Genomic DNA, 18,385 nt, shown 5'->3' with positions numbered 1-18,385 from the left:
GGGAGGCAGCTCATGACCATTTCTTACGATGTTGCCGATGGGCAGCAGGCGAACCGTGCCCGCGAACCGCAAGTTCTGGGTCCGGATACCAAAACCGGTGATGAACGGCTGGTGAGTGCGAAACACGCAGCCGCAGGCGCGCCGACCCTGAAAGCGGGTGACGTAAAGGCAAAACCGGCAGGCGAGCGCAAGTCCGGCTGGTCCGGTGCGGGAAAGGCCAAGGGCGAAAAACCCGACTTTCACCGCCGGACGACACCTCCGGACCTGTCCAAGGCACTTGATAACGGCATTGCCGCCGTCAGGCGCAATCTCCTCATCGTGCTCTTGTTTTCCTGCGTCATCAATGTGCTGGTGCTGTCGATCCCGGTCTATCTGTTCCAGATCTCCGACCGGGTTCTGACCAGCCGCTCGCTCGACACTCTGGTCATGCTGACCAGTGTGATCATCGGGGCGGTTCTGTTGCAGGCAGCCTTCGATGCCATTCGCCGGTTTATCCTGATGCGCACGGCGGTTGAGCTGGCATCGCAACTGGGTTCGCCCATCCTTGCGGCCGCCGCGCGCGCCTCGCTCAACAGCAATGGCAAGGAATACCAGATCTTGAATGACCTGCAGCAATTGCGGGGCTTCCTGGTGTCCGGCACCATGATGGCGTTTCTGGACGGTCCTTTCGCACCGCTTTTCCTTGTGGCGATCTACCTCATTCATCCGCATCTGGGCATGATCGTCGGTGGCACCTGCGTGATCCTGCTCGTGATTGCGGTGATCAACCAGAAGATCACCTCCCGCCATTTCAGCGATGCCAACCAGAACCAGAGCAAGGCAAATCTGCATCTAGACGCCATGTCCAGAAACTCGCAGATCATCAATGCCCTGGCCATGATCCCGGAAGCTGTCCACCTCTGGGGGCGTGACACGGCGGCTTCGCTGCGCGCGCAGGTAAGTGCGCAGGACAGAAACATCGTCTCCGCCTCCATCACCAAGGCCGTCCGCCTGCTGACGCAGGTCGCAATGCTCGGCTGGGGATCTTTCCTCGCCATCCAGGGCGAACTGACCGGTGGCATGGTGATTGCGGCCTCCATTATCGGTGGCCGGGCTCTGGCACCCATCGAAGGGGCGATCGAAGGCTGGAACCAGTATCTGCTGTCGCGCAATTCCTATGGCCGGATCTCGACACTGCTGAAGTCCTCGCCGCTCAATTCCGAGCGCCTCGTCCTGCCGAAACCGCAGGGCCGGCTTGATGTCGAGCGTCTGCTTTACGTGCCCCAAGGCACCAAGCGGGTCGTGCTCAACAGCATCACCTTTTCGCTCAAAGCAGGCGATTCCCTGGCAATCATCGGCAACTCGGGCGCGGGCAAGACAACGCTCGGCAAGATGCTGGTAGGGTCGATTCTGCCGACGTCGGGCGCGGTGCGTCTGGATCTGATGGATCTACGCAACTGGAACCAGCGGCAGCTCGGTGAAAACATCGGCTATCTGCCGCAGGATGTTCAGCTCTTTCCCGGAACGATCAAGCAGAACATCGGCCGCATGCGGGAAGATGCCTCGGACGAGCAGATCTATGAAGCGGCCTGCCTTGCCGATGTGCACACCATGATTTCCGAGCTCGCCCACGGCTATGAAACCGTCGTTGCGGCGGACGGTGCGCCGCTGTCCGGCGGCCAGAAGCAGCGCATCGCGCTCGCCCGGGCCTTCTTCGGCAATCCGCGGTTCGTCGTTCTGGACGAACCCAACTCAAATCTGGACACCAATGGCGACGAGGCTCTTGCCCGGGCAATGGCGCATGCCAAGGCCGAGGGCATCACCGTCGTCGCCATCACCCAGAAGCCGTCCCTCTTGAAGTGCGTCGACCGGATCCTTGTCCTGGCGGACGGCTCCATCAGCATGTTCGGTGCACGCAACGAGGTGCTTGAGCTCCTGGCCGACCGGAAGAAGCAGAAGGCGGTTCAGCAACAAGGATAAGCGCCGGCAGCCGCATGGGACGGCTCAAGCCTTGGGGGAAAAGATGAGCAACGCTCTGACACATTACGAACCGATGGACTGGTATTCGGCCGTGCCGCGGTCCATCTTCTGGCACACGCTGATTGGGGTCATCCTGTTGGTGGTCTTCATCGGAGGTTTTGCCGCCTGGTCCTTTACCGCGCCGCTGGCTGCCGCCGTGATTTCAAGTGGAACCTTTGTCGCAACCGGACAGAACAAGCAGGTTCAGCATTATGAAGGCGGGATCGTGAAGGAGATCCTGGTGCAGGAAGGCGAGCGCGTCCAGCAGGGCGATCCGATCGTTCTTCTCGATGAAACCGTCGCATCGGCCAACGAACGGCAACTCGGGCTCAAGCTGGCCCGCCTTGAAGCGATCAACGCACGTCTGCGCGCCGAATATCTGTGGCTGGACGAAGTTGAGTTTCCAAAAACATTGCTCGACCAGAAGAACAACAAGGATATTGCCACCATCATCGCGGGTCAGAAACTCAGCTTCCTGGGGTCCCGAACCAAGCTGACGAGCGATATCCGCATTCTGGAAAGCACGATCGAATCCCTTCAGCACCGCCACGACGGTTATCGCGAACAGCATGATTCCATGATCAAGCAGCTTGAGATCCTGAAGGAAGAGCACAAGGGCAAGAAACATCTCTTTGAAAAGGGTCTTCTGCTGAAGCCGACCCTGAACGCCCTTGAAAGAGCGATTGCCGAAGCAGAAGGGCAGATCGGCCGTTTGGCCTCGGCCATGCAGGAGGCCAACGCCCAGGTGCTGCAGCATCAGGAGCAGGTCAAGCAGACTCGGGCCGCCTATAATGAAAAAGTGCTCGACGACCTCCAGTCCATCGAGGCCGAACTGGATGCGGCGCGCGAACAGTCCCGCAAGGCGCGCAACGTCCTGGAGCGGGCCGTCATTCAGGCTCCGGTTGCGGGTACTATCGTGCGCATGCATTACCACACGGCTGGCGGCGTCATCGAAAGCGGCAAGACGATTGTCGAAATCCTGCCGTCCGACGCACCCCTCATCATCGAGGCCCTGATTTCGCGCACGGACATCGACAGCGTGCATATCGGACAGCAGGCCACCATCCGTCTGTCTGCCCTGAACCAGCGGACCACGCCGGTGCTGCAGGGTCAGGTGCAATATGTGTCGGCAGACGCGATCACCGACAACACCACCGGCATGATGCGCGAGGTCTATGTGACCCGCATAGACATTGCACCCGGCGAGCTTACGCGGGTGCTGAACTTCGTTCCGACTCCGGGCATGCCTGCGGAGATCATGATCCAGACCGCCGAGCGGACCTTCATGCAATATCTGACGAAACCGATCGTCGACAGCATGTCACGCGCTTTCCGCGAGGAGTGAGCGACAGGACCGTGCCCTTTCCCGCAAGGGCGCGGTTCTGGGAAAGGGTCTGCGGCTCCGTTTCAAAGGAGCTCTCCAATCCGGATTGTCTGATGTGGTCTTCAGGCAATGTCCGCCTTGGACCGGTTCGTTTGACGCGAACCGGTCCTTTTTTTGTAAACGGAGTCTGTCAGTTGATGGAAGCCCTGGGCAGGTGACGCAACGAAAAGAGGGGCTTGTCTTCACCGGGCATTCCCTCAATGATGAAAGCAGTGTTTCCGGCATTGGGCTGAATGCGGAAACCGGTGTTTCATGCGATTGCGCCAAATGCGAAAGCGGGTCGAACGGCTGTTGAAGGGTCTTGATATCAACGGATTGGCTGTCTGGTGCCTGGTGGCCTTGGTGCTTGTCACGGCGGCGACCGCGCGTGCGGCAACGGATCCGTTTGCGGAACGGCGCATGGCGCTGGTGGTCGGGATCGCCAGGTATGAAAACGCGCCCGACCTGAGCAACACCACCAATGACGGCAAGCTCATTTCGGACACATTGAACGAGCTGAATTTCGAGGTGTCCGAGCATTTCAACATTGGTCTCGCCGAGTTTCGAGATCTTCTGGACCGCTTTGCTTTCGAGGCGGAGACGGCCGATGTTGCCCTTGTCTATTTTGCCGGGCACGGCATCGAAGTGGGCGGCCGTAACTTCCTGGTCCCGTCGGATGCCAAGGCCGGCAGCCGACAACAGGTTGCCGATACCTCCGTTTCTCTCGACGATATCCTGGAAGCCGTCGACAAGGCGCGCCAGCTCAGGATCGTGATCCTGGACTCCTGCCGCAACGATCCGTTCGCCGATGTGGGCGGAGAGGAAACGCTGACCGTCAGGCAAGGCCTCCAGGGGCGCGGCCTGGCTGCACCATCGCCCGAGCGCGGCACCCTTGTGGCCTATGCCGCAGAAGCCGGTGCCGTCGCGTTGGATGGGGCTGGCGACAACAGTCCATTTGCATCGGCGCTGGCCCAGACCTTGAAGATAAGGGACCTGGAAATAGGTCTCGCCTTCCGGCAGGTGCGCGATTCCGTCTTGAAGGCCACCGCCAACGCGCAGGAGCCGCACACCTACGGCTCGCTCTCCGGCAAACCGTATTTTCTGGCCGGCGGCAGTCAGGAGGTCAATGTGCTTGCGGCGGCGGACCGGCGCAATGCCTGGGGCCGTCTCGAGGTCAGTCAGGAAGAACAGTTGCAGGTGGCGGCACGGGAAGGCGACAGCAGGGCCCTGAAGGGCCTGGCCTATATGCGGCTCAACCCGAGCGAGGACCGCTACGATCCGTCTCGCGCGGCAGCCTTTCTGGAAAAGGCATCCGAAGCCGGCGACCCTGAAGCCATGTTCGAGCTTGCCCGCATGTATGAACGCGGCATCGGCGTCGAGCAGGATGTCGACAAGGCGCTCGCCCTTTTCCGCAAGTCTGCGGACGAGGGCTTTGCCGATGCCATCAATGACCTGGGGTTTCTGTATTATCAGGGTGGTCTGGGGATCGCGCGTGATCCCAAAAAGGCAATCGAACTGTTCGGACAGGCCGCCGATCAGCGGCACCCGGAAGCCATGTTCAATTACGCGGCCCTGATCGATGATGGCGTTGTCGAGGGCAAGGAACCGAACGATGCGGCGGAATATCTCTACCGGGCCTTGCGATCGGGCAACGAGGAGGTTCTGAACCAGCTCTCGGAAAACCCGAAGATGTTCAAGGCCACGACACGGCGGTCCCTGCAACGCAAGCTGTCGGAACGTGCGTTCTACACAGGCACGATCGACGGCCAGTTCGGCCCGCAGACCCAAAGAGGTTTGCGGAAGGCTTACGGGCTTTCGGAATAGGGCGCGCAGCTGTTCCGACCGGCGCCAGACAGACGCCAGACAGACGCCGGACCGGGGCATGGCCAACACGCGATCGCTTCTCCTGTTAACGCTAAGTAACTTTTGTCTTGTTCTTTTGTTTCAAGGGATTAGAATTGGAGAAGAACAATCAAAAGAAACAAGTCGGGAAACATCAATCCCTGATTTCAATGAAGACAGTGCGGACATTTTTCTAATATTAATTACGGTTTTTCTACCTTTGATGTGCGGTCAAGGTGTAAAGCGCGATGTCTGGCCGCCCCGATACAGTGTCTCTGACGAATTGTTCGAAGTGTTTGAGTAATTTGATTGGGGGATCTTATGTTTAAGAACAGAATTATTGCCGGTGTGGCGGCTGCTGCCCTTGCAGGGCAGGCCATGACTGCCGCAATCGTGCCGGCATATGCGGTGGCGGTGCCGGGTGGTCCAGCTCTTGTGCAGAACGATCCGTTGGAGTCCGTCCTGGAGGATTTGCTGCTTGCACAATCGCAATATTCCGATACCTATTCCGAACCGGTCGGACCGTCCTATGACCTCGATCGTCAGGAACGTGATCCGAGCCTGAGTTCGGTCTACGATCTGGACGATAGGATCACACGCGGCGTGGTCTGGATCATCCAGAACGGCACCAACGAGTGCCGGAATTCCATTCGTCCCGAATACCGCTTCGACTGTCTGAGAAATGTTCTGGGGCGTGCCGCTTCGACAATCGAGAACCGTCCCAATTACCGGGATGCGGCTCGGGAACTCAGAAACCTGTCCCGCAAGCTCGATGGCATTGTTTCGAAATATCAGGATCGAAGCGCGCCGCGCGCATCCGTCGGGCAGCGCAGTTACCGGGCTGTTTCCAAGGCCAACCTCGCCAAGGCCCGCAGCGAAGCGTCGGCAGCCATCGAGGAGAGCGTCACCATCCTGCTGCGCTCGGCTGGAAACTCAGAAAAACGCAAGACGCATTATTCCCAGATCGCAACGGCCGTCGGGTCGACCAAGCGTCTGCTGCGCTCGTGAAATTCCCTGTGGCCGGTGGCGCATCAATCCGCCGGCTGCTGGTCCGGTATCTCGTTCGGCGAGATGATCGGCGTCTCACCGGCTTTGGGCGCAGGTTCGACCAGCTCGCGGTCTCCGACAGGAGCCGGTTTCAAGACGCCATTACAGTCCGACAGGCTGACGGTTTCTTCCGTTTCCGTGGGAACCCTGTCTTGCGATTTCGTGCCGGTGTCGACCTGGCAGTCCTCAGGTTTTTCCTCTGCAAGCGCTGAGCCGCAGACAATGAGCATTGCGGCGGCCAAAGTCGCGGTCGCCCGGGCATTTTTATGTGGGTGCATTTTGTCCTCCAATGGAAAGCTCTCCTTTGAGAACGTCTGAGCAGCCATAGAGTTCAATTCGCACGCTGTGCGCCGGCGTTGCCTGGGCAAAGCCGGCGCACAGGCTGTTGTTAAGCCCAGGTGCCGCCAGGCTGATAACGGGCGGCGATTTGCCCGTCCTTCAGTGCGAAAAGGTGCAGCCAGCCATTGTCGAACAGCATCCGAACCTCCGGGTGCGCCTCCAGGACATCGGAGATTGCCGCTTCTGGGGCTTCGATCAGAACTGACAGCCGCAGCGGAGTGTGCATTCCCTTTTCGCCATCGTGCAGGGCCTGTGCGGGAAGTCCGGGTCGCAGACGGCCGCCGTTGCCCTCAACGACACCAATGCCGCCGACAACGTTGTGAATCAGCTTGTTGCCGCCGCCAAATACATCCGGCGCGACCGCCGAGCCATAGTATTGAAGGCTGATCCAGCTCGCGACGACCACCGGGGCGGTCAGGATGAGCTCAAGCGTCTTGAAGTCCTTGTCCGACTGCCAGTCGTAGCTGTGCAGAAACGCGCGGCCTTCCAGGTGCGCTTTCGAGGTTACCGTCCTGGGGGCGGCGATGAATGCCGCGCAGCCAGCCAAACCCCATTCGGGCCTGATTTCGGCCCAGTTGACCGCCCGTGAGGCAACGGAAGCAGCATTGGCGCCCGGCAGGCGCAGGGCACGTTCCGCCCGGGCTTCAACACCGGCCCGTTTCAGCCACGTCTTCAGCAGGTCGTGCCCGTCGATCCGGTCAGGATGGTCCGTGTCGAAGAGAGTGATCTCATCGGTCGTGGTGTCGTGGAGAGCAGCGACAAACCTTGTGTCTCCCGGCAGGTCAATGCCGTGCGTGGCAAGGCCTGCGCGGGTTTCCGCGTCGTTCAGCAGACTTGCAAGCAGCCGCGCCGAAACTTCTCCCGAATAACCGCCGCACGCGCCGCAATGATAGGCGCTCTCATGCGGGTTGTTTTTGACATTGGCTCCGTGGCCGACCAGCAGCACCACCGGCGCGTGATCTTTTGTCAGGCTCATGGCCTTCAGAACCGCAGCAGCGGTTGCCGCTTTGGTCTCGGCATCCAGCGCTGGATCGAGCCTGGGCGCAGGACGGGTTTCGGCCCTTTTTGCGGGGAAGCCAAGGGAGTCCTTCACCAGCTTGGTCACATACAGCGGGCCTGCGGCTTCCACATAGGCAAAGGACGAGACGGCGGCCTGGCGGAACCTGTCCAGCGCCCGCACGGTCCGCGCACCGATGCGTGCCGTCTTTTCCTCGCGCGCGGAGCCGTGGCTGGTTGAAGTCAGCGTCGGTTTCAATAGCACCGGCAGGTGGTTTTCCTGAACATCCGAGCCGTGGTCCCGGTGAGCGGCGGGAAGGCCAAAGAAGCCGGCAAAGCCAAGTGTTTCGATGGAGGGGCTCTGGTTCTCAAGTGCCCGCCGGAAGACTTCCGAGCGCACGTCGATGCAGAACGCCGCCTGAAGGGCTGGCCGGGTGCCGGTGCTTGCAGCCTTGTTGGTCAGGCTGTGGCCCAGAGACCGCTGATAGGCCCGCTCGGCCGCGTCCTGCAAAATGGCGTCGACAACCTGGTGCTCGGTCGGAACTAGCGGAGCCTCGTGCCGTTGCAGCGTGGTCTGCCACTGTTCGGCAACGGCCGGGAACCGGTTGAAAAGCGCTTCTTCCCAGATCAGCCGAACGGCCAGGAGGTCGCCGAGTGTCCCATCCGTCTTGCCGTCCTGCTCGGCCTGCCACAGCAGCCAGCGCGCATGCTGCGCCCAGCCTCCCAGATCCGTCAGCAGCCGATGAAACACGGTCTCGGCCGCCGGAACGTTGATTGCCAGCCTGCCGGTCACCTGCAGGATGGCCTGTTCGGAAGTGTCCGGCGATGCGCTGACATGGGAGCAGAAGCCCGAAAGACCGGCAATTTCCGGTGTCAGGTCGCGGCTCGCCCACGAGCGCCAGGCGGCATAGGCGCCCTCGCCCGGAGCCGGAGACCAAAGCGCCTGCCCGCGGTCGAAGTAACCGGCTGCCCAGAGGCCGACCGACTTTTCGATGACCGACGGCCAGTCGATGCCGGAAACCGAAGCTGCCAGATCGGCAATTGTCGGCGCAGCCGCAGGCGCTGACCCTTCCTGCTGAACAAGCGCCTTGAGCTGCGCCAGATCTGCCGGCTTGGTCTCTGATTGGCAGGCACTCAGAGCTGCCATCAGGTCTTCGTCGGTGATGCGGCCGCTGGCGATGTCGGCGTTGTAGCTGCTTCTGGACCTTGTCAGCTTGATGCCTGCTGTTCTGGCCAGGCGGACGGAGGCCTCTGCGAGATTTTCCCGTACCTGTCCGAGGAACGGATTGACGGCAACGGTTGCGTCCAGCGGAAAGGCCGGCGGGATCGCCCGAATGGCCGCCGTCCCTGCTGCCAGGATGCCTGAAACCCGCGCCGAAGCGAATTGTGTGTGTTTGATAAACATCTCGATTGCCTCGTCTTACTTGGATTTCGCCACCCGGTAGCCGCCGATGAAGCGGTCGAGGAGCGCGTTGAGGTAGAGTCCGTTGGCGATGTGAACGCGCAAGCCGGACGTGGACGGGTGATGGGACCAGAGAGGAAACAGGGTCTGGGCCACGGCGACGATGCCGAAGGAAAGGACCGCCAGGACGATCAGGGCCCATTCAAGCGGACCGGCGACCGGAGCCTTTGGCAGGGTTGCGCCCCATAGCAAGTTGGCGACTTGCTGAAAGCCGAAATAGGCGAAGGCGACGAGGACCGCTGCCAGTGAGGTGCGGTACGTCAGGTCGGCGGGAGCCGCATCTGCCAGGCCCTGCGCCACCAGATAGGCCACGCCGAAGATCAGCATTGCTCCGATGGCGAGCGCCTGGGGCGTTTTCGGTCCGGCGATCATCGAGAAGGCAAAGGACACAATGGCGTAGAGAAAAAGGGCGATTGCGAAGGACCGCAGAACGTTGGCAACGCTCGGGACCGCGATGGGGCCGGGCCGCCGCAACTTGCCAACCGCCAGGACAGCGCCTCCGGAGGAGAGAAAAGCGTGCGCCTTGTAGAGGGAGTGCGCGACCACATGCAGGAGAGCCAGCGGCCACAGGCCGAGGCCGCATTGCAGCAGCATGAACCCCATCTGGGAAATCGTTGACCAGGCAAGGGCGGTCTTGACTGCGCTTTGGGTCAGCATCACCACAGCACCAAAGAGTGCGGTGAGACCGCCCAAGGCAACAAGCACGCCCATGGCGCCTGGGCTGGCCTGAACCAGGTCGGCGGTTCTGATCAGCAGGAACCCGCCAGCATTGATGATGCCTGCGTGAAGCAGGGCGGAAACCGGGGTTGGTGCCTCCATGACCTCCGTCAGCCAGCCGTGCAGCGGGAAGGCAGCGGTTTTCAGGACGGCTGCCAGCACCAGAAACGTGACCGCCAGATGCTCGATAGGAGAGAGGCTCGTCCCGACGATTTCAGAGAGTTGCGAGATTTGTGTCGAACCGGAGCTGAGCATGAACAGACCAGCGGCCAGCAGCAGCGAAAGATCGCCCGCATGCCAGACAAGCGCGAATTTGGTTGCTGCCCGTTGGGCAGCAGCGCGCTGCGGGTAGAACAGCAAAAGCCTGCGCAGACACAGGCCGATTGCGGCAAAGCCGGCCACCAGCACAAGCAGGCTGCCCGACTGCACGACCAGGAGGACGGCCGCCAGGGCGCTGAGCATCAAGCCGTGGAAGGCTCCCTCGCGCGCTTCGCCGTCGAGGTAGGTCCGGGAATAGCGCATCACCACCCAGCCGATGAAAGCCACCAGCAGAGTCATGGTCACGCTGATCGCATCGACCCTGAAGACAAGCGCAAACGCGCCTTCGAACAAAACCATTTCGGAAGTGCCGAAAACCAGAAGCTGGGCAAGGCCTGAAAGCGCAATCAGAAAGGCGATGAAAGCGCTTGCTTCCGAGATCTGGGGATAGGAACCCGGGCGGCGGCCGGGGCGCACTGTCGACAGGGTAGCAGATGCCAGCAGCAGCAGCGGGGCCAGAAGGGGCAGGGGAAACAGGTGCGACATGGGAACCTCACGGACGCTGAAAGACGCCGTGGGTATACCGTCTCGCTTTCTTGCAAAAAATTACATATTATCGTCAAAACCGTTCTATAATTTGGAAGTGTTGTCGTGCTGAACCTTCATCATCTTCGGCTTTTCCGGGCAGTTGCACGCGATGGAACGCTAACGGGTGCAGCCCGGGTGCTGAACCTCTCGCAATCGGCACTTTCCTCGCAGATAAAGACCCTGGAAGCCGCCCTTGGTCACGACCTGTTTGAACGGCGCGGCAGAGGTCTCGTGATGACGGAGGCCGGCCGGATCGCCCTTGATCACGCGGAAGCGATCTTCCGCACCGCGGACGACCTCACGGCGACGCTCCGCAACACCGGCACGGAGCGCAGGGCTTTGCGGGTCGGCTCCCTTGCAACGCTGTCGCGAAACTTTCAGATCGGTTTTATCGAACCCCTGATCGGGCGCTCGGATGTCGAAGTGGTGCTTCGTTCCGGAGCGCAGGGAGACCTTTTGCGGGCATTGGAAGCGCTGGCGATTGATGTCGTTCTGACAAACCTTGTGCCGGCGCGCGATGCATCCAGCCCCTATCTGGCGCATGGGCTTTCTGAACAGCCGGTGAGCCTGATTGGACCCGCGACCGCTGCCGATCTGGCGGGGCGGCCCTTGCCCGAGCTTCTGTCTTCTCGGCCGTTGATCCTGCCGACACCGGAATCGGCCCTGCGGGCCTCCTTCGACGCGATGGTGGAGCAACTGGGCCTTGTCCCGAAAGTGGCCGCGGAAGCCGACGACATGGCGATGATCCGCCTGCTTGCCCGTGCGCATGCGGGCCTTGCCGTCATTCCGCCGATCGTCGTCAGAGACGAACTCGCCTCCGGGCGGCTTATCGAATTGGGCAGGCTGGAAGGGCTCAAGGAAGAGTTCTTCGCCGTCACTCTGCACCGGCGCTTCCCCAACCCGCTGGTTGCCGACTTGCTGAAGGCTTTCAAAAGCAAAAAGGACTGAGCAGGGCCATGAAGCCTTTGCTCAGTCCGGACTTTTCAGACCGCAGTCGAAGGGCTGACGGGAGCCGTCAGGTCCGGTTCTGGCAGTGGTCCTGAGAGCGCCTCAGTAAGCCACGGACAGATGCGGGCCGGTGTTCTTGTCGACCACTTCCGGCTTGTCGGTTTCCACTGTGCCGGTCCAGCCGCCGCCAAGCGCTTTTTGCAGGGCGATGTAATAGGTTGTCAGGCGGACACGGCTCTGGATGAGCGTGTCCTGGGCGGAATAGGTCGACCGTTCCGCGTCGAGGGCATCGAGGAAGCTGGCCGCGCCGGTCTGATAGAGCGATCTGGACAGTTCCGCCGCAGACTTGAAGTTCGCTGCTGCGCGGGCCTGGCTGGCGACGCGTTTGCGTTCCTGTGTGAGGCCGACAAGTGCGTTTTCGACGTCTTCCAGTGCTGTCAGAACCGAAGCCTGATAGGCGAGGAAATACTGGTCGCGCTGGGCTTCGGCGATCTCCACGCCTGCCGCCAGTTTGCCGGCGTTGAAGATCGGCACGGAGAGGGACGGACCGAAGGCCCAGCTGATCGACGAATTCTTGCCGAGATCGCCGAAGTCAGCCGCCGCCGTACCGATGGAGCCGGTCAGGCTGACGGAGGGATAGCGCGCTGCCGTCGCCTGTCCGATTTTCGCAGTCGATTCCGCAAGCTTGCGTTCGGCAAGGCGCACGTCCGGGCGCGTCAGCAGGATGCTTGCCGGAATACCGACAGGGATCGGCAGCTTCGGTGTCGGAATACGGCTGCTTTTCATCAACTGGTCGGTGAGCGCGGTCGGCTGCTGACCGGTCAGGACGCTCAAGCGGTGCATGGAGGCGGCAAGAGCCGTCTTCAGGGCAGGAATATTTGACTCGGTCGACGCGGCCTGACCTTCCGCATTGGCGACGTCGAGACCGGAGGACGAGCCTGCCTGGAAACGCTTGCGAATGAGGTCAGCCGAGGACTGTTGCGACCTTGCTGTGTCCTGCGCCAGCTTCACGCGTTGCTGGAGGCCGCGGGCCTCGACGTAGTTGGTGGCAAGGTCGCCGATCAGGGTCAGGAGACTTGCTCTCAGCTCTTCCTCGGCAGCGTCGAGACCGTATTTGGCAGCTTCCCGCGCCCGGCGATTGGCACCGAAGATGTCGATCTCCCAGGCAGCATCGAAGCCGCCGTTCCACAGCGTGTTGACGCTGTCCGACCCGCTCGATTTGGACCGGTTCACGCCGGCCGCGCCGTCAAGGCTCGGAAAGAGCGAGGCGGAAGCCTGCTTGTAGCTGGCCCGGGCTTCGCGGACCTTGGCCTTGGCGGTACGGACGTCCAGGTTGTTCTGAACCGCAAGAGCAATCAGGCTGTTGAGCTGTGCATCTCCCAACTGGGTCCACCAGTTGGCAAGCTGAGGCACGGAGGCCGGCGTTTCGCTGGTTGAATTGCGCCACTTGCCGGGAACGGAGACGTCCGGCCGCTGGTAATCGGGGCCGACGGAACAGGCGCTCAGCAGGGTTGCCGCCATCAGGCCCACACCCAGCCGCAGCCAGGTCGTGTGGCGTCGGGATGGGGCGGCGCAGGCAGGGCCGGTATCAGATTTGAAAAGGGTCATCGAAACTCTCTCAATGGGCTTTGCTGCCTGTCGTGTCAGGAGTGGCTTCGTTCGTCTGCTTGCGGCTGAAGATGCGCCGCACGGTGACGAACAGAAGCGGCACGAAGAAAATGCCGAGCAAGGTGGAGGCGATCATGCCGCCCATGACGCCGATACCGATGGAATTCTGCGCGCCCGAACCTGCCCCGGTGGCAAGCGCCAGCGGCGTCACGCCCAGAATGAAGGCGAAGGACGTCATCAGGATCGGTCGGAGCCGCTGACGGGCGGCATCCAGGGTTGCCTGCAGCAGGTCCTTGCCCTGGCGTTGCCGTTCGATGGCAAACTCCACGATCAGGATGGCATTCTTCGCCGCAAGTCCTATGGTCGTGAGCAGGCCCACCTTGAAGTAGACGTCGTTTGTCTGACCGAAGATAAGCGCTGCCGCCAATGCGCCGAAGACGCCGATGGGCACCGACAGCATCACCGCGAAGGGGATCGACCAGCTTTCGTAAAGTGCGGCAAGACACAGGAACACGATCAGGATCGAGATCGCGTAAAGCGATGCGGCCTGATCGCCTGACAGCCGTTCCTGATAGGACAGGCCGGTCCACTGGTGAACGAAGCCTGTCGGAAGCTGGGAAACGAGCGTATCGATTTCCGCCATCGCGTCACCCGAACTGACGCCTGGCGCCGCCTGGCCCTGCAGTTCCACCGCCGACGCGCCATTGAAGCGCTCAAGCCTTGGCGAGCCATAGGCCCAGCGTGAGGACGCAAAGGCGCTGAAGGGCACCATGTCACCGTTGGAATTGCGCACGTGCCACAGGTCCAGGTCGGACGGCTGCATCCGGAACGGAGCATCGGCCTGAACGTAGACGGGTTTGATGCGGCCGCGGTCCATGAAGTCGTTGACGTAGTCGGATCCCCAGGCAATCGACAAGGTATTGTTGATGTCGGGGATGGCGAGGTCCAGCAGGCGCGCTTTCTGCGTGTCGATATCGACCTTGAACTGCGGTTGGTCTTCCTGGCCGTTGGGGCGTGTCGCCACCAGTTTGCCGGACTGGGCAGCCATGCCCAGAAGCTGGTTGCGGACTTCCATCAGCCGTTCGTGACCGGCGCCGTTGATGTCCTGCAAATAGAAGGAAAAGCCGTTGGTGTTGCCCATGCCCTGAATGGCAGGCGGCGCAAGCGCGAACACGCGGGCGTCCTTGAGCTGCGAGAAGGCTCCCATGGCGCGCCCGGCGACCGCCTGGGCGGCAAGTCTGGGGTCCTCACGCTCGGTGAAGTCCTTCATGCGCACGAAGGCCAGGCCGACGTTCTGGCCCTGACCGCCGAACCCGAAGCCGGCGACGGTGAAGACGCTGTCGACCGCATCCGGTTCGTTTTCCATGAAGTGCGTGCGCACTTTCTCCAGCACGGTCAGCGTCCGGCCCTGGGTCGCGCCGACAGGCAGGTTGACCATGGCAATCAGAATGCCCTGGTCTTCCTGCGGCAGGAAGGAGCTCGGCAGGCGGCTGAACATCCAGCCCATGGCAACGCCGATGGCGATGAACAGCACAAGAAAGCGCTTGCCGCGTTTCAGGATGCCGCCGTTGGCCGCCCGGTAACCGTTTGCACTGGCATCGAAGCCCTTGTTGAACCAGGCGAAGGGGCCGCGGCTATGACCGTGATCGCCCTTTTTCAGGATGGTCGCGCAGAGCGCCGGGGTCAGGATCAGCGCAACGAACACCGACAGCACCATGGCTGAAACGATGGTGATCGAGAACTGGCGGTAGATGATACCGACCGACCCGCCGAAAAACGCCATCGGCACGAACACGGCCGACAGCACCACCGCGATGCCGATCAGCGCGCCGGTAATTTCCTTCATGGATTTGCGGGTGGCTTCCTTAGGCGGCAAGCCCTCTTCGGCCATCACGCGTTCGACGTTTTCCACCACGACGATGGCATCGTCCACCAGAAGCCCGATGGCGAGCACCATGGCGAACATCGTCAATGTGTTGATCGAATAGCCGAACAGGGCGAGCACCCCGAAGGTGCCGAGCAGAACCACAGGTACGGCAAGGGTCGGAATGATGGTTGCGCGCAGGTTCTGCAGGAAGAGATACATCACCAGGAACACCAGCACGACCGCTTCCAGCAGCGTGTGGACCACCTTCTCGATGGAAAGCTTCACGAAGGGGGTGGTGTCGTAGGGGTAGACCACGTCGACACCGGCAGGCAGCGTCGATGACAGCCGGTCGATAGTCTCGCGCACCCGCTCGGCGGTGTCGATGGCGTTGGCGCCGGTCGCAAGCGACACCGCAAGGCCGGAGGCCGGCATGCCGTTGTAGAAGGCCGAGGTGCTGTAGCTTTCGTTGGCGACTTCCACCCGGGCGACATCGTTGAGGCGAACGACCGAGCCGTCTTCGGAGCTTTTCAGAATGATGTCGCGGAACTGCTGGGCAGTCTGCAGGCGGCTGGAGGCGGTGATGGTGGCGTTGAGCTGCTGACCCTCGACCTGAGGAAGTCCGCCGAGCTGACCGGCGGAAACCTGGGTGTTCTGGGCCTGAATGGCGGAGCTGACATCGCTCGGCATCAGGTTGTATTTCAGCAGTTTCTTCGGATCGAGCCAGATGCGCATGGCATAGCCGGAGCCGAACAGCCGGGTTTCACCGACACCCTCGACACGTTTCAGCGTGTCGTTGAGCGTATTGTCGACGTAGTCGGCAATGTCGGTGGAGGTCAGGCGTCCGTCTGTCGAAACGAAGCCAAGCACCATCAGAAAGCCGGAGGTCGACTTGGTGACGGTGATGCCGGTGTTCTGCACGATCTGCGGGAGCTGGCTGGAGACAAGCTGCAGCTTGTTCTGCACCTGCATCTGGGCAACGTCCGGATCGGCCTTGGACGAGAATGTCAGCGAGATCTGGGCCGAACCGGTGTTCGACGAGGTCGCGGTCATGTAGTCCAGGTAATCGATCCCGGACATGCCCTGCTCGATCACCTTGGTAATCGAGTTTTCAACCGTCGCCGCATCGGCGCCGGGATAGTTGGCGCTGATGTTGACCGTGGTCGGCGCGATCTGCGGATATTGTGAAACGGAAAGCGTTGTGATGGCCAGAGCGCCTGCCAGCATTGTGACAATGGCGATAACCCAGGCGAAGATCGGCCTGTCGATGAAGAAAGCTGACATCAGTCGGAAATCTCACCCGTGTTTGTCACCGCCTCACCGCGGCTTTCCACCTCCCCCGTCGCTTCGTCAATGGTCACCAGAGTGCCGGTGGCTTCCTGGCCGGCCCGCACGAACAGCGTTCCTTCAACGATGACCCTGTCACCCTGCGAAATGCCTTCGTTGACCAGCCAGTTGTTGCCAATGTCGCCTTCCACCCTGAGGACGCGTTCCTCAACCTTGCCATCCTTGGAAAGGAAGAGCGCCGTCGGCTCGCCTCTGGCATTGCGCGACACCGCGCGCTGCGGCACCAGGAAGGAGTTCTGGGCGATGCCCTCCTCGACAATCGCCTGAACGTACATGCCCGGCAGGAGAAGCCGGTCAGGGTTCGGGAACTCGGCGCGCAGCGTGTAGGTACCCGTGGTCGGGTCCACGTGGGCTTCCGAAAATTCCAGCTTGCCGGTTTCCGAGTATTCCTCACCCGTTTCCAGCAGCAGGCGCACCTGCACGTTTTCGCCGGACAGCTTGATCCGGCCTTCGCGCACGGCCTTGCGCAACTTCAGGAGGTTGGTGCTCGACTGGGTGACGTCGACATTGATCGGGTCAAGCTGCCGGATGATGGTCAGCGGCGCAGCCTGGCTGGCCGTCACCAGGGCGCCGACATTCAGCCTCGAGGCTTCGATGCGACCTGAAATCGGCGCCTTGATCACGGTATTGTCGAGATTGATCCTTGCGGTTTGCACACTGGCCTTCGCTGAGGCGATGTCCGCCTTCGCCTGGGCCAGGGCCGCCTTGGCGTCATCCAGCTCCTGCTTGGCGACCGCGTTTTGCGTGATCAGTTCCTCGTACCGTTCGACCTTGGTCTGGGCGCTCGGCAGGGCGGCTTCCGCTTTTTGCAAGGTGGCCAGGGCGCTGTCGTGGGCTGCCTTGTAAAGATCATCCTCGATCCGGTAGAGCACGTCCCCGGCGCTAACCTCGGTTCCTTCCTTGAACAGCCGCTCCTTGATGATGCCGCCAACCTCAGGCCGGACTTCCGCATCCAGGGACGCTGCGATCCTGCCTGAAAGCTTTGCGGTGATCGCCACCGACTCCGGCTGCAGCTCGACAACGCCGACTTCCGGCTTGGGGGCCGCACCACCCATCTGCTGGGCAAAGGCACTGCCGGAGGCCAGGCTGGAGGAGACGAGAAAGGCAAAAAGAAAAGCACGGAACGGCTTCTTCGTTGAGCACAGGGACGCAGTGCTCGAACCGAGAGAGATACACGTCATTTCCGGGAGGAACCTCTTTGGTCGCAAATGCTGTGGAGCATTAGAAAACTCCAGGGTACCAATATTCTTACAAAGGTTCCCTCGTCAATCGAAATTCGGTATTTATGCGTATTGGGGGGAGGGACATGATGAGCTCTTCAGGAAAAACAGACATAACAATGGAAGCCTGTCCGGCTGGTCAGGACGATTGCACCGAGCAGCGGCAGCGCGGACGCCAGAAGGTCCATGACGAGGAAACGCTGAAAGCGCGCGTCGTCGAGACGGCCTTCAGCACGTTCCAGAAGCATTCCTACAACGGCACCACAATGGCGCTGATCGCCAAGAATGCCGGTATTTCCAAGCGGACGCTTTACGAGCTGTTTCCCTCGAAACTCGAACTGTTCGCGGAACTTGCCATTCGTCACCGCGCAAACCTGCTCGATGTTCCGGCGGCGCGGAACACCGAAACGCTTGAAGACGCCCTCAAGGCGGTGTTCAAGGTCGACCAGAGCGACGAGCAACATCTCCAGCAAGCTGCCGAAATGCGCCTGTTCTACGTGGAGGCTGTCGCCAACGAGGAACTGGGCGTACTCTTGAGGAAGTATTGCGGCAGCGAGCTGCATGACCTGGTGACGGCCTGGGTGGAAGAGGAAGTCGCGAAGGGCCGGATCGTCGCGAAGTCCTCCCGGGATACGGCAAAATATCTCCTGGATGTCCTCATCGCGGCCCGGCTGTTCCGTCCCAAGACGCCCGACGTGATCACCGGCCTGTCGGATATTCGCACTTACCTCAATCACACGATCCAGCTCATCCTGAACGGCCTGCTGCCACGCTGACCGTTCAGGCTG

At 61.3% G+C, this 18,385-nt stretch carries 12 protein-coding genes; 6 read left to right on the top strand and 6 right to left on the bottom strand.

The genetic code is table 11. The annotated features are described in order from the left end of the window. The first annotated feature begins 12 nt into the window (after positions 1-12). The 4 genes from V1T76_RS28235 to V1T76_RS28220 all read left to right on the top strand — a co-directional run bounded on the left by V1T76_RS28235 (position 13) and on the right by V1T76_RS28220 (position 6,211). The gene (locus V1T76_RS28235) at positions 13-1,959 is read left to right on the top strand and encodes a type I secretion system permease/ATPase (protein ID WP_330564003.1); all 1,947 of its coding nucleotides are present in this window, start codon (positions 13-15) and stop codon (positions 1,957-1,959) included. A 43-nt stretch (positions 1,960-2,002) separates the two neighbouring features. Continuing rightward, complete coding sequence (locus tag V1T76_RS28230) at positions 2,003-3,343, top strand: HlyD family type I secretion periplasmic adaptor subunit (RefSeq protein WP_330564002.1); 1,341 nt, start codon at positions 2,003-2,005, stop codon at positions 3,341-3,343. A gap of 291 nt (positions 3,344-3,634) precedes the next feature. After that, positions 3,635-5,185 carry a caspase family protein gene (locus tag V1T76_RS28225; protein ID WP_330564001.1) on the top strand — a complete coding sequence of 517 codons (1,551 nt, stop codon included), beginning with the start codon at positions 3,635-3,637 and terminating at the stop codon, positions 5,183-5,185. A gap of 339 nt (positions 5,186-5,524) precedes the next feature. Then, entirely contained in the window at positions 5,525-6,211 is a 687-nt protein-coding gene (locus V1T76_RS28220) for a hypothetical protein (protein WP_330564000.1), read from the top strand. 23 nt (positions 6,212-6,234) lie between these two features. On the opposite strand, the gene V1T76_RS28215 is transcribed toward V1T76_RS28220, so the two are convergent. The 3 genes from V1T76_RS28215 to V1T76_RS28205 form a co-directional block, all read right to left on the bottom strand. Continuing rightward, complete coding sequence (locus V1T76_RS28215; protein ID WP_330563999.1) at positions 6,235-6,528, bottom strand: hypothetical protein; 294 nt, start codon at positions 6,526-6,528, stop codon at positions 6,235-6,237. Between the two features lie 110 nt (positions 6,529-6,638). Continuing rightward, on the bottom strand, positions 6,639-8,990 hold the full coding sequence (locus V1T76_RS28210; protein ID WP_330563998.1) for a YbcC family protein: 2,352 nt from the start codon (positions 8,988-8,990) through the stop codon (positions 6,639-6,641). 15 nt (positions 8,991-9,005) lie between these two features. Beyond that, positions 9,006-10,568 (bottom strand): proton-conducting transporter transmembrane domain-containing protein, encoded by a 1,563-nt coding sequence (locus V1T76_RS28205; RefSeq protein ID WP_330563997.1) that lies wholly within the window; start codon positions 10,566-10,568, stop codon positions 9,006-9,008. A gap of 105 nt (positions 10,569-10,673) precedes the next feature. Here V1T76_RS28205 and V1T76_RS28200 point away from each other — a divergent pair, with 105 nt between their 5' ends. Beyond that, positions 10,674-11,558, top strand: coding sequence for a LysR family transcriptional regulator (locus tag V1T76_RS28200; RefSeq protein ID WP_330563996.1), 885 nt, complete (start codon positions 10,674-10,676; stop codon positions 11,556-11,558). Positions 11,559-11,660: 102 nt separating this feature from the next. Here V1T76_RS28200 and V1T76_RS28195 read toward each other — a convergent pair whose 3' ends face one another. From V1T76_RS28195 to V1T76_RS28185, 3 genes are read right to left on the bottom strand one after another with little or no spacing between them, the layout of a single operon-like run. Next, positions 11,661-13,166, bottom strand: a complete 1,506-nt coding sequence (locus tag V1T76_RS28195) for an efflux transporter outer membrane subunit (protein ID WP_330563995.1) — start codon at positions 13,164-13,166, stop codon at positions 11,661-11,663. A 10-nt stretch (positions 13,167-13,176) separates the two neighbouring features. Beyond that, positions 13,177-16,314 carry an efflux RND transporter permease subunit gene (locus V1T76_RS28190; protein ID WP_330563994.1) on the bottom strand — a complete coding sequence of 1,046 codons (3,138 nt, stop codon included), beginning with the start codon at positions 16,312-16,314 and terminating at the stop codon, positions 13,177-13,179. Further along, a complete protein-coding gene (locus V1T76_RS28185; protein ID WP_442970199.1) occupies positions 16,314-17,558 on the bottom strand; it encodes an efflux RND transporter periplasmic adaptor subunit in 1,245 nt (414 codons plus the stop codon). The genes V1T76_RS28190 and V1T76_RS28185 overlap by 1 nt, the downstream gene beginning before the upstream one ends. Positions 17,559-17,683: 125 nt before the next feature. Between V1T76_RS28185 and V1T76_RS28180 the strand changes: the two genes are divergently transcribed. Then, positions 17,684-18,373, top strand: coding sequence for a TetR/AcrR family transcriptional regulator (locus V1T76_RS28180; protein ID WP_330563993.1), 690 nt, complete (start codon positions 17,684-17,686; stop codon positions 18,371-18,373). The last annotated feature ends 12 nt before the right edge of the window (positions 18,374-18,385 follow it).

It is taken from the genome of Roseibium sp. FZY0029 (assembly GCF_036350355.1).
Lineage (GTDB): Bacteria > Pseudomonadota > Alphaproteobacteria > Rhizobiales > Stappiaceae > Roseibium.
Note: the sequence above shows the minus strand (reverse complement) of the source record. Positions and strands in the feature narration are given on the sequence as shown.